The organism is Intestinimonas sp. HCP28S3_D6, assembly GCF_052065695.1.
GTDB lineage: Bacteria > Bacillota > Clostridia > Oscillospirales > Oscillospiraceae > Intestinimonas.
This window is the reverse complement of sequence record NZ_JBQHTM010000022.1, coordinates 1-14534: the sequence shown is the minus strand read 5'-3', so window position 1 is coordinate 14534 and position 14534 is coordinate 1. Positions and strand designations below refer to the sequence as shown.

The window sequence follows — 14534 nt, the reverse complement described above, 5'->3', positions numbered from 1 at the left end:
CTGGGGAATTGTGGTAGTATTCTTTTAAAGGTATTTTGTTTTACAGTGGCACAATTTTAGAGGAAAGCAGTTGAACGACTCCAGATTGTACGGACAGGCGGAAAAAGTGCCCTGATAGGAAATACGAAGGTTTAGCCGGAGAGGTGCGCTCAAGCGCACCTCTCCGGTTTTTGGGTTGCATGTGCCTGCAGCCGCAACGTGGATGCGCCTATCAATTATCTCATTAACTTCTGAGAGGGTAGCTGGTTTGTGTTGGTAAAGCACTCTGCTTGAAGAATGAAGAAGAAATTTTCTGTAACTTCTTTGTCAACACCATCGCAAAAGCACTTTTACAGGTAAGATAAAAATCACAATCTGACCACATTTGTGCAAACGGTCAAATCATGGAAGGCAACTCTCCCAACGTTTTGACCACATAACTTGCCACAGACGGCAGCGGAGCAGGTGGAAAACTTGTGCTCAAAGAGCGACGGAAAGAAAATGGTTTTGAGCGAATAGGGCCATAAAGCACGAAAAATAGTTAGAAAAAAGTTCCGGGGGCGCTTGGTAAGGATGAGGTCTCCGGTTCAAATCCGGATAGCAGCTCCAGAAAACGCTTGAAATCTTCGGATTTCAGGCGTTTTTTGTTTTAAATTGTTGCTTGAGAAAAATGCACGCTCACTATATGCTAATTTTCGAGCTAATGCAATTTCTTTTTGCCTCAAACCGCCGTTTCTGCATCACGGAGCAGTAACTGCAAGAGCTGCTGCGCAAATGCGGGATCGGACTTAACCCGGTTTAGCAAGACGGCGCTGCTGATCGAAGTTGGTGCAGCTGCGGTTGCCTGCCCTGAGTAGAGATCCGCTTCCACAAGCTGAGAAAGGTTTCTCTTTTCGGAGTCCAAGGCCTCATTGTAGTTGCTCATAAGAACTTCCGGGGACTGTCCACTGCTCTCCGCTACCAACTGGTAGTTATTTTGGGTAATTCGTACTTTGTGCATTTGGCCTGACTTCCTGAGCCCTTGAAAATCAATTTGGTCTTCTATGTGATGGGCTGTCTGCCACTTGCGAAATGATTTGCAGAGGTTATTTGGATCAATGGGGCGGCCATCAGGCTGGCAAATCAGCAGGCCATAGTCGTGGTAATCCCGGCCCAACAGTTCCTTGTTTTCTTTGATCTCACGCAGGCGACAAAGCACTTCTTTCAGGAGCGGTGTGGTTAAGTATTGCTTGCGAAAACTCTCATCGGTCTTGGGCGCTTTCAAAATCATACAGGAAGATGACATGGAGGTTTGCTTCGGAAAGATCTGAATGATACGTTCCTTGGGGAGTTCCTTCAGGGACTTGTCCGAAACACGTTCGACGATCTGGGTGATCCATAAACTCTGATCATTGGGGTCAACCGAGTTGGCGTCGATGCCCACGACTTCACCAGCCCGCAGGGAGCAGACAAAACCGAGGTGGACTGCCAAATGCAACAGGGGGTCATCGACCATCTGATCCAAAACCTCCATAATGGCAGACGCAGCCCATGACTTCCGCTTCTTGTACTTCTCGGATGGAGCAGTTGCATTTGGGATTTCGCTCACATACCCCCAACGCTTTGCCGTGGGGAAACCAACCATCAAAATATTATAGCATTTTTTGATGGTTGGTGAGCTGAGGGTCGGGATTTCATCGGCCTTCTTGCCATAGCTTTTATAGCCGCTGCACGGCTTTTTCCGCAAGTGATCCAGGAAATTGTCGATGGCCTGAGCTGTGATGGTACTCATTACCCAATCGCCGAAGTACGGGAGAATATGGGCTCTCAGATTTGTTTCGTAGCTGTCATAGGTTTTGGGCGAAAAGTTTCGCTTCCTGGCGTAGGCTGGCAAAAATCGCTCCATAAATTCCCGATATGTCCGAGTCAGATTTTCCTCGGGTGCGTCTGCGATGGCGGGCTCACCATCATCTTGCCGGTCACGAGCGATCTTGCTGGCTGCCTTCTCAATGGCGCGGGAGCGTTTATAGTCCAACGCCGCCTGGCGGAGCTCGTCCGTACGTTTCTGGGACTGCAAAAGCTCAATGTAGGCTTTACGCTGTACGGCCTCCAATTCTGTGTCGTAGGACTCCCACTGCTGCTTCGTCTGCCCGGCCGATGTCCGGTATGAATAGATTACGTTGTGGGATGCGCCTCTTACCTTGTATGTTGCCATAGTAGTGTTCCTTTCCATGATGTGCTCAGGAAGCGCCGTCTACCCCATCCAGCCAATTATCAAAGGACTCCTTATGGATACGGAGACAACGCCTGCCGAGACGAATGACTTTAAATTCTTTCGTGCCTTCGCAGAGGTAATACGCTTTGCGAATGCTCACACCAAGGATCTCCGCTACTTGCTCGACGGTGTAGGTTCGCTGTGCAGTAGCACTGCATTGATTGGAATTCATATCATGAGATTCCTCCTTGCAGCCTGGCAACCATTCAGATAGAAATGTACCTCCCTTCGTATAGATTAGCAGGTAAGTACATTATAGCCTGAATCAAATGAGTTGCCAAGCGGAGTATTGTATATTTGCACCTGACTCCGGCTCACTTCCTGCGCTCTGCGTTCAGACCGCGTATTTTCAGGCTGCCGCTGTGCGGCACTTCCGCCGGCGGCGTGCAGAACAGCACACTGTCGCCGGCTCCTGTATGACCTCCAGAACAGGCTGTGGAATTTTCAAGGTACATTAGGCATATCTGCTCCAAGCCTTACACCCTATAAAAAGCCGCATGCGGACTTCATTTTTGCATGAGACACGAAAAGATTTAAATTTCTGCATCTATATAGCACACAAGATACAAGATATAGTAGAATACGCTTGACTATTTGCGTATCTTGTGGTATATTACAAGCCGTAATTGATGATTGTGCGTATCCATACAGGACGACAGGCCGCAGAGCCTGCCCCGCGGGAGAGATCCTGCATTGCACATGTTGTTAAGTTTGTAAGCAGCCGATTGTATTACTGTGCCCATTGGGCCGTGATATGGTCGGCTTTTTTGTTTTTTGAGGGCATGGCCCAAAACAGCGAGGATGACTTTGGCCAGGCGGAGAGCCGCATGGCACCAGTCTATGAGGCGGGTAAGGTCATCCTCGCTTTTTTATTGCCCAAATGCCGAAAGGCTTTGAGGATATTTTAAGAAAGGCGGAATGTACCATGAGGCACGCAAGAAAAAGATCCAGATACCACCACCGGAATCCCAGATATGCGAAGCAGTGGGTCAAGGAGCGTCCGCGCTGGAATGGGCAAAGGATCAAAATGGAGTTCAACGCCGGGCTGCGCGGCAAAGGAGGACAAATCAGATGTCAGCGGGAGAAAACATGAGAGATGAGTATACACCGGTGGAATTTGTGGATACCACAAATCTGCCAGAGGAGGAGTGGCTGGCATGGAGAAGGAAGGGGATCGGCGGCAGCGACGCCGCGGCAATCATGGGGATTTCACCCTTCCGAACGGCGAGGGACATCTACTATGATAAGCTGAATATTGTCCCGCAGTGCAACAGTGAGGAGAACTGGGTTGCATTAAAAATGGGGCATCTCCTGGAAGATCTGGTGGCGGAAATCTTTTCCCGAAAGACCGGGCTGAAGGTGTTCCAAATCAAGCGCATGTTCCAGCATCCATTACACCCATTCATGTTGGCTGACGTAGACTATTTTGTGTCGCTGCCAAATGGCCGAACGGCGATCCTGGAGATCAAAACCACAAACTACAACGCCAGATCCAACTGGTGGCAGGATGGAAAAGAAATCGTCCCGCCATACTATGAGGCCCAGGGCCGACACTATATGGCTGTAATGAACCTGGACGAGGTGTATTTCTGCTGCCTCTACGGGAATAACGAGGACGAGACGCTCATACGCCACATTGACCGGAACTGCACCTATGAGTCTGAGCTGATCTTTTTGGAGGAGTGCTTTTGGCAAGAGCACGTTCTGGCGCAGATCCCTCCCGCCTACACGGAGGACGGGGAGCTGATACAGCAGAGCTTAAAGCGATTTTCTCCGCCTGCAAACCAACTGGCGGAAGCGGTCATCTTGTCCGACACTGGAAAGCGCAGACTGGAAAAATACCTGACGCTGCAGGAGCGCAAATCCGCCGCAGACAGAGTCTCCGGCACATTGGAGAAAGAGATGAAGCGGCTGCGGGCCTTGATTGCCGAGGAGATGGGAAGCAGCTGCACAGCCTTCTGTGAGACCAGCGGGGGTCAGTACAAGATCTCCTATAACCCGATTCACAGAACGGAGGTAAAAAAGGAGGGCCTTCTGCGTCTGCAAATGCTCTACCCTGAAGCATACCAGCAGTGCGTCTCTGACTCGGAGTATCGCCGCTTCAGCGTCAACAGAAAAGAAAGTGATGTGGCTTGATTGCTTTATCGGACCAGAAAGGAATGGAACATGGATAAACAACATCCTTTGGATGAGACGGAGCAGGACAAGAAGCTGATGAAGTACCGCGGGTATTTTGACCGGGCCATCTACTTTAATCCAGTCAATAAGTACTGCGTTCTGTCTATCCGAACAGACGATCCGGCAATACCGGCAGAGTGCCGATCTTCCTACACCTACCGGGATCATCTGATCCGTTTTACAGTGACAGGGTATGACCTGCCCCGGACGGACGCCATTGAGATCCTCTGGGAAGGAGAATGGCAGAGCAGTAAATATGGAACCCAGCTGCAGATCCTCCAATGGGAGGAGATCGTACCGCAAACAACAGAGGGGATTACGGGCTACTTGGCTTCGGGGCTGCTCAAAGGAATCGGGGAGCGGACGGCAGAGGCCATTGTGACCCGTTTTGGGCTCAGCGCCTTGGATGTTTTGGAGCACAGCCCGGAGCGCCTGCTGGAAATCAGAGGCATCACGAAAGAGCGGCTGGAGGATATTAAGCAGTCCTACGCTGAAAGTCGTTCCCTGCGCGATCTGATGACGATGCTCGCTCCGTTCAAGGTCACTCCGAAAGCTGCCCAAGCGATTTATCAACACTTTGGAGTAAAGAGCGTGGAGATCCTGCGCAATAGTCCTTACCAACTGTGCCAGGTTTCAGGCTTTGGGTTTCTGAGGGTGGACAGTATTGTCCAGAAAAATGGAGGTAAACTGGATGACCCCATGCGCATCCAAGCTGCAATCTGCTACGCACTGGAGGGCGGAAAAAATGAGAGCGGGCATCTTTACCTGGGACGGGAGGAGACGCTGGATGAAGCGTTCAACCTGCTGAACAGAAATATCCCCATTCCAGAACTGCGGATTGGGAAAGGCAGGGTGGAGGAGCTGCTGCAAAGTATGCTTCTCCGGGGTGAGCTATATTCTACGCGGGATTGCATCTACCTGCCTCAGGCATTTGAACTGGAGGATGAAACAGCGCGGCGAGTTGCTGAAATCCTCATGGAGCAGCCAAAGAAGGCACACATCCAGGCAACACTCAGGTTGGTGAAGAAACAGCTCGGTATTACCCTGTCAGAGAAACAGGAACAAGCGGTAGAAGCAGTGTTTGTCCATAATCTGTCTATCATTACCGGCGGGCCTGGAACGGGTAAGACCACCGTGCTGAAGGCGATTCTGGGGGTATATCAGAAGGTGTACCCAGGGGCAAATATCCTCCTGGCTGCTCCCACGGGAAGAGCCAGCCGCAGGATGGCGGAGAGCACAGGCTTCCTGGACGCACGCACACTGCACAGTGCACTCCGCATCGGTACAGAAGAGGATGCGCTCCCGGAGGACAAGCGCAGCGACATTGAGGCGGACTTGATTGTGGTAGACGAGACCTCAATGGTGGATCAGTGGCTGGCCAGGCAGTTCTTCACCAGAATCAGGCCAGGAACAAAGGTAGTTCTGGTAGGTGACGCCGACCAGCTGCCAAGTGTAGGGGCCGGGAATGTGTTTCATGAACTCATTGAGTGCGGTGTCATTGCGGTCACAGTTTTGGATCAAATCTTTCGTCAGGCGGAGGACAGCCGCATCGCGCACAATGCGCAATATATTCATCAGGCCCTGACTGGGCTGCTTTAGCATGCTACTGTTTCGACAAATTCAGCACCCTGCTCTATGCGCTCTGAAAACAACTGGAAGGCACGAGGCGGCAAATTACAGCCGCTTCGTGCCTTTCCCTTTGAAAGGAGATGGTGACCATGCACAGGCAAAACGACACGGAAAGGTTTCTCGGCGCTCTAAAGCGGTGGACTCCAACCTTTCGGTACCAGCTTCTGCATCGGATGAACTCCGACTGCAAATATTTTTTAGGGGCCGGCGCCCGGCAGAACAAATATCTTTGGGCGGGCGATCCTCAGCTTCAGATCGTATATATGAAGGCGCTCTGGGACAGCTTCCCGGAAGGGCAAAAACCGGAATGGCTGAGCTATGCTCAGATCTGCCGGTTGGAACAGCGAATGAAAGCTGAAGAGGCCCAGGACAAGGGGGAACGGCTATGAACATGACTGAAAAAGAAATGAAAACATTTCTAGAGCGGTTGCGCCCACTTCAAGAGGCGGAACAGGATCTTATCTGCCCGCGGTGCGGCTATAACGAGCTGTATTCTGGAAGCTTCTTTTTCCTGAACTCTCTGAGCAGACATGCTGATGTGTACATCTGTGAAAAATGTTGGATGGATGAAATGCTGCGCGAAATTGACCACCAGTCGATTTCGCTGGACAAATGGAGTGCGATAGTTTGCCTTTCTGTCAGCGGCGAATATCCGTCCTCCATAAATTCCACCCGATCTTGTCACTCTGAACAGCGGATAAAGCCGGAAAAGGCTCAGAGCAAGGAGGATATCCAGACGCTTTGCCTGGATGACCTGGAATTTGCCAGGCTGACCATGCACCCACGCAAGAGTTTTATACACTGCGTTTGGTACATCAACCGCAAGGCCAGAGAATATCTGGAGCAGGAAATGAAGAGCAACGGTATGCAGCGCCCCTATGGCACCAATGGCATATATGGCGGCGATGTTCCAGATGAAATAGTCTACCAGTGGGCAGAGGATTACTACCGAGATACGGATGCTCCCGAGGATAAGGAGGAGGACGATCAATTTGAGGCCAAGCCCTATACCGGCCCAGTCAGCTCCAGATCCCGGAAGAAAGCTGCGGCCCAAAAGGCTTCGGCACCGAAGAAAACAGAGAAGCCACAGGAGGCCAAAGTGGAGGAAAAGGCGCCGGTGGACGAGAATCAGATCTCCTTTGGCGCCTTTCTGGAAGCTGCCGGCAAGGCAAGTTGATGGGAGAGTGAAAAGATGCTCGCATACAAAGGGTTTAAAAAAGGCCTGATTTGCCTGGGCTACCAGTTCACCATGGGAAAGAATATGACCGATCAGGCAAACTGTCAGCGTAATGGTTTTCATACCGCAGCTAACCCTCTTGACTGCCTGGTTCACTACCCGGACATCCAAAACTCCGAGTATTACCTGGTCAAGGTGGAGGGCGACCTGGATGAGGATGCCATTGACTCCAAGATCTCCTGTACGGAACTGACCATCTTGCGAAAGCTGGATGTAGAGCAGCTGATTCTGCACGGTCTTGCCTATATGACCGACCATCCCCTGTTGGAATGGAGCAGCAAGGTCAGACGGGAGCGGGGCACCGCTTCGGACGGCTATACTGTGGTGCGGGGCTAATTGAGCATGGTAGAGTTCAGGTTGCGGATCTTCTCTCGCTGCTTGCGGTAGAGGATGTAGGCCTTGGCCACGTCAGCATAGCCCGCCTCGGACAAAACCCGCTCCACGCTATCCTGGATGTCCTCCACAGAGATGAGGTCGTCCTTGATCTTGGGTTCAAAGTCTGCCGTCACCCGCAGAGCCAGCAGATCCATCACGCTGGGGTGATACTGCTTGTTGAGGGCCACAAAGGCCTTGGCGATGGCCGCACTGATTTTGCCGATGGCAAAGGGGGCAATAGATCCGTCCCGCTTTGTTACCTGGTACATGATTTGTTCCTCCACCGTGTAATATTCTGTCTGCCATGCATGGCGTTGCTCAAGTCCTTCTCGCTATATCACTCCCGTTGGAGAAGGTCAATATATAGGATTTATATATTTTATGAATACTATATCTTGTATAGACAGAAAATCGAGGATGACTTTTGGCCACCCTCGACAAATGTGAGACTATACACCCCGAAGCTGAACTGACGGCACCAGGGGGCGGATGCGGGCGGCAGCGCGCTCCAGATCTGACTTGTCCCAGGCGGAGAGACCGGGCAACAGCACGGTGTCCCGATTTACGAAGGACTGGAGAAAATACCGCTGGGCTCCCCGGATCCACCGGGCGGCAGCCAAAAGATCCTCCTCACTGTGGAGTTGACGCACTACGGTGGTGCGAAACTCATAGTCCACCTTTCCCGTGAGGAGCCAGATAACGCTCTCCCGGATAGGAGCCAGATCCAGGCCGGGGATGCCGGTGGTCTCGGCGTAACGTGCGGGGCAGTTTTTGATGTCCATAGCGACGTAGTCCACCAGCCCATCTTCCCACAGCCTCCGCAGAGCCTCCGGGTGGCTGCCGTTGGTGTCCAGCTTTACCGGGAAGCCCAGGCTCTTGATCCGCCTTAAAAGATCCCCAAGATCCGGCCGCAGCAGAGGCTCCCCACCGGTGACACAGACTCCATCCAGAAGGCCCTGGCGTTTTTGGAGAAAGCAGAACAGCTCCTCTTCCGCCATCCCCGCCGGCGGCGTTCCGGCCACCAGATCGCCATTGTGGCAGAAGGGACAGCGAAAGTTGCACCCACCCAAAAAGACGGTGCAGGCCACCTTCCCCGGCCAGTCCAACAATGTCAGTTTCTGTAGTCCCTGGATCTCCAAAAGGCTTCCCCCGTTCATATACTGGCCGCTGAAAGCTCCGGTAGCTGATGCAGAATTTTCTTTACGGTCTGGAGTCGGCGGTCAGGTTGTCTGGAGTGACGGTGTCGATCTCCGTGTAACAGACTGAGGCGCAGCTTCGGGCGTAGTCCCGGATGGTACGCAGTTCCTCTGCCCAATCTCCCGCATTGGTCAGATCGACTGTACAGATCACCTCCGGGCACTGGTCAATCAGTGCCTTGGCCCGCTCCACAGCCTCCGCCCCGATCCGGCAGAAGGCTTTCACGCTGACCACCTCCGCCGCCAGGGCCCGGGCAGCGGGGTAGTCCAAATCGTTCTCCCACAGGATGCCGGCGGCAAAGGGCACGCCCGCCCGCTGGAGCTGGCGAAATATCCCGGTACCAGTACCGTTTCCTGCCAGCACAAACACCTGCGGCGTCCCCCTCGCCGGCTCCAGTTCCACATCCCCTGACCGGGGATCATAGCTGCCCACCGTAATATCATACAGGGATGGCAGGTACTCCGCTCCATAAATCTCCTCCGGAGTACCGAAGCGGTCAATGCGATCTCCCTTGATGCAGGCAATCTTGTCAGAAATCCGCCCAGCCAGATCCAGCTCGTGAAGAGAGAGGATTACGGTCAGGTGTCGGCTTCGGGACATCTGCTGAAGGATAGTGAGGAACTCCAGCTTGTAACGCAGATCCAGAAAGGACGTCGGCTCGTCCAGGATGAGCAGCTCCGGCTGCTGACACACCGCCCGGGCCAGCATGACCCGCTGTTTCTGGCCGTCGCTGATTTGAGAAAAATCCCGCTTGGCCAGTTCGGTGATGTGCACCAGCTCCATGGACTCCCGCACCGCATCCCAGTCTTTTTCACCCAACAGGCCGAACTTTCCCGTATAGGGGTAGCGCCCGGTGGCCACCACGTCCTCGCAGGTCATCAGCTCAGTCTTGACCCGTTCGGTAAGCACCACCGCCATGCGGGTAGACAGCTCTTTTCCGCTGAGGGCAGCCATGTCTCGTCCGTCCAGAGTGACCACGCCACCCAATGGGGCCAGCTGACGGATGATGCTCCTGAGCAACGTTGTTTTTCCTGCGCCGTTGGGACCGATAAGGGAGAGGATTTCCCCACGGCGGAGGGAAAAGGTGATGTCCCGGATCAGGGGAACACCGTGGTAGCCGATGGTCAGCCCTTTGGCGGTAAAATACAATTCCTGTTCCACTTATCGCTCCCGCTCCTTTCTCCGCCGCACCATGATGTAGATGACCACCGGCGCGCCAAACATGGCGGTCACCGTGCTGATGCCCAGCTCAGTTGGTGCGAACAGCACCCGGGCCAACAGATCGCAGAACAGGCAGAACACCGCCCCGCCCAGGAAGCAGGCAGGCACCATAAGCACAGGTTTGGCGGTGCCGAACAGGCTCTTGACCAGGTGGGGCACCGCGATGCCCACAAAGGACACCGGCCCCGCAAAAGCGGTGACACAGGCGGACAAAATACTGGACATAAGCACCAACACCATCCGGAAGCGGCCAATGTGGATGCCCATGTTCTGGGCATAAGTCTCCCCCATCTGGTAGGCGCTGATGGGCTTGGATAACAGGAAAGTCCCCAGCAGAGTCGGCAGCACTACCGCAGCCATAACCGCCGTATTGCCCCAGCTGATTCCGGAGAAGCTGCCCTTAGACCAGTTGTGAAGGTTGACGATGTTGGCGTCGTCGGCAAACGTGACCACAAAGTCAGTGACCGCCGAGCAGATATAGCCGATCATCACGCCGCTGATGATGAGCATGGACATCTGGCTCACCGCCCGGGAGAGGAGGAGTACAAAGCCCATGCAGAGCAGGGCCCCTCCGAAGGCCGCCGCGATCATGCCCATGGAACTGATCTGTATCGAACAGTTGAGGGCAGCTATCATCACCAGCGCCACCACCAGCTTGGCGCCCGACGAGATGCCCAAAGTAAAGGGGCTTGCGATAGGGTTGTGAAAGAAGGTCTGGAGCAGATAGCCGGACAGAGCCAGCGCACCTCCCAGGATGGCGGCGGCCAACGCCCGGGGAAAGCGGATGTCCAGAATGATATCCCGGGCCACCTCATCTCCGCCGGCACCCCGCAGGATGAGAAGGGCCTCCTCCAACGGGATCTGTACACTGCCGGCACAGAGATTGACCAAGAGAAAACAGCACAGCAGTACCAGCAATGTCAAAAACGCGATTATATACCTTGTACTTTTCATAATTCAGTCCAACCGATACAAATAGGTGAGGTCACCCCCGTCCTCCGCAATGATATGGTGGAGGTCGGTGAGGATGCTTCCCAAAGCCATGGAGGATTGGTAAATGTTCTTGGTGGTGCAGTAGACATTCCCCTCTTCCACCGCTTTGCACTTGGCCAGCAGGGGACTCTTCTGCAGCAGCTCTTCCACCGAGGACAACTCTCCTTCGATGGTGCTGTTATAGATCATATAATCGGCATCCTTGGCAGCGGCGTAGAATTCCTCCATCTGAAGGCTCATGGTGGAGGAGGCGGTATCGTCTTTGTCGCCCAAGTTATCAAAGAGGTAGGTACCGCCGGCAATGCTGATCATCTTGGCCAGATAATCGGACGACTTGCGGACATTTACCTCACCACTGGCGGTAATGTAGAAAAATGCTACCGTCTTTCCCGTGGACGGAGTGGAAGCCTGGGAAAACGCCTCCTGTTGGGCAGCCCAGGCCGCCTCGGCCTCCTCCTGGCGGCCGGTCAGCAAGCCATAGAGTTTTACCCACTCTGTACGTCCCAGGGGCTCTGTCTCATAGCTGGAGTAGTCTACCAGCACAGGTACGCCGAACTGCTCCAGCCGCTCCTTCACCTCTGGCGTATGGTAGATCATGGTGCTCTCGATAGCCAAGCCGCAGTCTGCTGCCACGATCTGTTCATAGTCGGGTTCGGAGTACTTACCTGCATAGCGGATCTCCCCCGCCTCCATGGCCCGCCTGGGGACGTCCAGATACCAGCCGTCCGCTGAGAGACTGGAAAAGCTCACCGTGTCCAGGGCGTCCAGGGAGACGAACATATCCATGACAGCAGAGGCTGCCAGATAGGTGTTTTCGATGGGCGTGCGGATGACAGTCACGTCCTCTGCCAAATCCTCTGGGAGTTGGGCTCCGGCAGGCACTGCCAGGTAGCGGTCTGTGCCATGGATGCAGATGACAGCGTACCCGCCCTCATAGTAGTCCACGGTAAATTCCCGGGCGGCGGCCAGCTCCATGCTGCCGCTGGGCACCAGGGAGGAACTCACCGGTCCTGTCTCCGCCGGGGTCCGGCTCTCCTCCGGCGCCTCTGGGGCGGTACTTTCTACCTGCTGATCCGCGGCCTGATCCGCCGGCACAAGTCCATCCGAGAAAAAAGTGAGGGTATACTCGATCTCGTGGGGAGCACCCATGGCAGTGGTGTCCGCTGTCACCCGGATGTTCTCATCCAGAGCGGACACCGGGAGCTCAAAGGTGGAGTTCCCCGTCTCGTTGACCGGGAAATAGGTCTCATCTCCTACCACCATATAGTCATAGCTGTCGCTGCTCCACACCACGGTGGCGGTCAGAGAGCCGTCCCTCACCGTCAGCAGAGCCGGCGATTCCACAGTGGCCCGACCACTGCCGCCGGTCAGTTCCACCTCCACCCGGTATTCGCCGTCGGCCAGGGTTCCATCCGAAGGCTGACTGGTGGGCGCTTTCCCGGAACAGGCAGTCATGGCCAGGAGCAGTCCAACTCCCAATATTGTTGCCCACAAAAATCGTCTGCCGCACTGTGCCTGTCTGTCTCTCATGGCATTTCCTTTCCGCGCCGTCGGGCGCAAATACAGTCTGCCCCCGCCTGCGACAAGAGGCGGGGGCAGTGCGTTATGCTTCCGTTTTCTCCAGAGGCTGAGGGTCAGAGACCACCACTTTGTGGTCGTACCAGGTACCCTTGGTTCCCAACAGAGCCAGGTCGAATTCCTCATCCAGGACGGGCACCGGGATGTCAAAACCGTTGACCTCTTCCGAGATACCGTCGCTGTACGTCACAGTATCCACTGTGGGCTCCAGCAGCGCCGCTCCCTCCTGCCCGGCATCCTCCGCCAGGCCGGGATACAGGTTGACGATGTTTTTGGACGCCAAGGATACATGGAGAGTCATCTGCCCATCCTCCACCGTCAGTACCCCACGACCGTCACATGCCTCACTGACATGAAACATACTGCTGTCCGTGTCAAATGCTGCGCTGTACACCCCGTCCGCCAAAGCGGGCGTACCGGCAGAAGGACTGGCAGCGGGGGTCTCATTCCCCTGGCCGCCGCCGGCGCAGCCGGCCAGCAGGGCGCACAGCAATGCCCCTGCCAGCCAACTGGTTCGTCTCACACTTCTCATCGCTGTCCTCACTGGCCGATGACTGCGGCGGTGTGCGCCACGTAGAGCTGCTGGATGGCCTCAATCTGGCCCAGACCGGCGATCTGGGTATCCACCTGGTCAAAGGAGCCGCTGGCCTCAAACATGCTCAGCCAGGAGTCGGCGTCAGGGCCGGCCATGTCGTTGTTGGCGTGGTCGCCGGCCACCACCATCAGGGGACGGAGCACCACCTTGGTGTAGCCCGCATCGGCCACAGCCTGGATCACCGCCTCGCAGGCGGTCTCCTCCGGCTCGCCCTCCACGGTGCCGATAAAGACGTTGTCATATCCAAGCTCACCCATCTGGGCCTGCATCTGGCTGTAGGAAACTTTGGCGGTGTGGGAGGTGCCATGCCCCAGGAACACAAAGGCGACGCCGTCAGCCTTGGCCTCCTCCAGGCTGCCATAGCCCGCCTCGCTCACTGCGGCAGCAGTGACCGCCTCGGCCACCGCCTGCTTGTCGCTGTTCACGGTGGCAGCATCCGCGCCTACCTGGCCCAGCAGAGGCTCAGCCACGGCCACAGTTTCAAACTTGTCCTGATAAGCCTCCACGGCATCCATCAGCTCGTCATATTCCGCCCCGTGCATCAGGTGGGTGGGCTGGATCACCAGGTTCTTGACCCCGTTGGCCACCGCCCGCTCCAGGGCCTGATCCATGTTGTCGATGTACTCGCCGTCCCGGGCCTGGACATGGTTGATGATGATCTGAGCGGTAAAGGCCCGGCGCACCGACCAATCAGGATACGCCGCCTGAAGGGCATCCTCGATCCCCTTGATGTCCTCTACCCGGCTGTCGTTGAAAGAGGTGCCGAAACTCACCACCAACAGCTCGTTTTCTCCGATATCATCCTGATTGCGGGGATCGTCCAGGGAAGCATCCCCAGTGTCCCGACCAAAGTAGTCGGGGTCGGCAAACTCACCGGACACCAGTTCCTTCTGGGCATCGGTCAGGGCATCCCAGGCCTCCTTATAAAGCATTTTGTCACCAATTACAATAGATTTTTCCATACTCATTTATAAGGCATATTGCATACCTGTTGGACAGAGCACTACATATATTGCCTGTAATTGAGCAGTATCGCCACAAACAGAGGCTGACTCTCATGATATGGATCGAGCGGTTTGTCCCAACAGCCAAATCCAAAATTCGAGGATAAAAGCCGATCTATCCAGCAATCACTTTTTAACAATTATCTTATTGACAAAGACTTGAAAGATACCGTAGAATAATTTTAAGGAACCTCTGAATAAAAGCCTTTATCCTGTTTCTACTCAATGTATTAGCCGCCATTTGCGCTTGGTTAAGGTGATTTCAGTGCAAAATAGCCATTATTTATCTGCTTT

13 protein-coding genes and 1 pseudogene are annotated in these 14534 nt (G+C 54.6%); 5 read left to right on the top strand and 9 right to left on the bottom strand.

Annotation, left to right across the window (positions count from 1 at the left end):
- Positions 1-700: 700 nt before the first annotated feature.
- Complete coding sequence (locus ACTNBK_RS08870) at positions 701-2173, bottom strand: site-specific integrase (RefSeq protein ID WP_297239295.1); 1473 nt, start codon at positions 2171-2173, stop codon at positions 701-703.
- A gap of 25 nt (positions 2174-2198) precedes the next feature.
- A complete protein-coding gene (locus ACTNBK_RS08865; protein WP_130848915.1) occupies positions 2199-2405 on the bottom strand; it encodes a helix-turn-helix domain-containing protein in 207 nt (68 codons plus the stop codon).
- 899 nt (positions 2406-3304) lie between these two features.
- Here ACTNBK_RS08865 and ACTNBK_RS08860 point away from each other — a divergent pair.
- The 5 genes from ACTNBK_RS08860 (at position 3305) to ACTNBK_RS08840 (ending at position 7613) form a co-directional block, all read left to right on the top strand.
- A complete protein-coding gene (locus ACTNBK_RS08860; protein WP_441145374.1) occupies positions 3305-4369 on the top strand; it encodes a YqaJ viral recombinase family protein in 1065 nt (354 codons plus the stop codon).
- Between the two features lie 30 nt (positions 4370-4399).
- A complete protein-coding gene (locus tag ACTNBK_RS08855) occupies positions 4400-6010 on the top strand; it encodes an AAA family ATPase (RefSeq protein ID WP_441145373.1) in 1611 nt (536 codons plus the stop codon).
- A gap of 119 nt (positions 6011-6129) precedes the next feature.
- The gene (locus ACTNBK_RS08850; RefSeq protein WP_441145436.1) at positions 6130-6429 is read left to right on the top strand and encodes an LPD11 domain-containing protein; all 300 of its coding nucleotides are present in this window, start codon (positions 6130-6132) and stop codon (positions 6427-6429) included.
- The gene (locus ACTNBK_RS08845) at positions 6426-7217 is read left to right on the top strand and encodes a Cas9 inhibitor AcrIIA9 family protein (protein ID WP_441145371.1); all 792 of its coding nucleotides are present in this window, start codon (positions 6426-6428) and stop codon (positions 7215-7217) included. Before ACTNBK_RS08850 ends, ACTNBK_RS08845 begins: the two co-directional genes overlap by 4 nt.
- A 15-nt stretch (positions 7218-7232) precedes the next feature.
- The gene (locus tag ACTNBK_RS08840; RefSeq protein WP_441145369.1) at positions 7233-7613 is read left to right on the top strand and encodes a DUF7666 domain-containing protein; all 381 of its coding nucleotides are present in this window, start codon (positions 7233-7235) and stop codon (positions 7611-7613) included.
- On the opposite strand, the pseudogene ACTNBK_RS08835 reads toward ACTNBK_RS08840, so the two are convergent.
- From ACTNBK_RS08835 to ACTNBK_RS08805, 7 genes and pseudogenes are all read right to left on the bottom strand, one after another.
- Positions 7613-7921 (bottom strand): annotated as a pseudogene (locus tag ACTNBK_RS08835) (ATP cone domain-containing protein); the annotation flags it as partial. The gene ACTNBK_RS08840 and the pseudogene ACTNBK_RS08835 sit on opposite strands and share 1 nt — an antisense overlap.
- Before the next feature lie 180 nt (positions 7922-8101).
- The gene (locus ACTNBK_RS08830) at positions 8102-8791 is read right to left on the bottom strand and encodes an anaerobic ribonucleoside-triphosphate reductase activating protein (RefSeq protein ID WP_191397149.1); all 690 of its coding nucleotides are present in this window, start codon (positions 8789-8791) and stop codon (positions 8102-8104) included.
- A 61-nt stretch (positions 8792-8852) separates the two neighbouring features.
- Positions 8853-10010 (bottom strand): ABC transporter ATP-binding protein, encoded by a 1158-nt coding sequence (locus tag ACTNBK_RS08825; protein ID WP_191397147.1) that lies wholly within the window; start codon positions 10008-10010, stop codon positions 8853-8855.
- Positions 10011-11024, bottom strand: a complete 1014-nt coding sequence (locus ACTNBK_RS08820; protein WP_441145367.1) for a FecCD family ABC transporter permease — start codon at positions 11022-11024, stop codon at positions 10011-10013.
- A 3-nt stretch (positions 11025-11027) separates the two neighbouring features.
- Positions 11028-12593, bottom strand: a complete 1566-nt coding sequence (locus tag ACTNBK_RS08815; protein WP_441145365.1) for an ABC transporter substrate-binding protein — start codon at positions 12591-12593, stop codon at positions 11028-11030.
- Between the two features lie 73 nt (positions 12594-12666).
- Positions 12667-13164: a hypothetical protein gene (locus tag ACTNBK_RS08810; RefSeq protein WP_441145363.1), complete on the bottom strand. Its 498-nt coding sequence runs from the start codon at positions 13162-13164 to the stop codon at positions 12667-12669.
- Positions 13165-13181: 17 nt separating this feature from the next.
- On the bottom strand, positions 13182-14168 hold the full coding sequence (locus tag ACTNBK_RS08805) for a sirohydrochlorin cobaltochelatase (protein WP_441145361.1): 987 nt from the start codon (positions 14166-14168) through the stop codon (positions 13182-13184).
- Between the last annotated feature and the right edge of the window lie 366 nt (positions 14169-14534).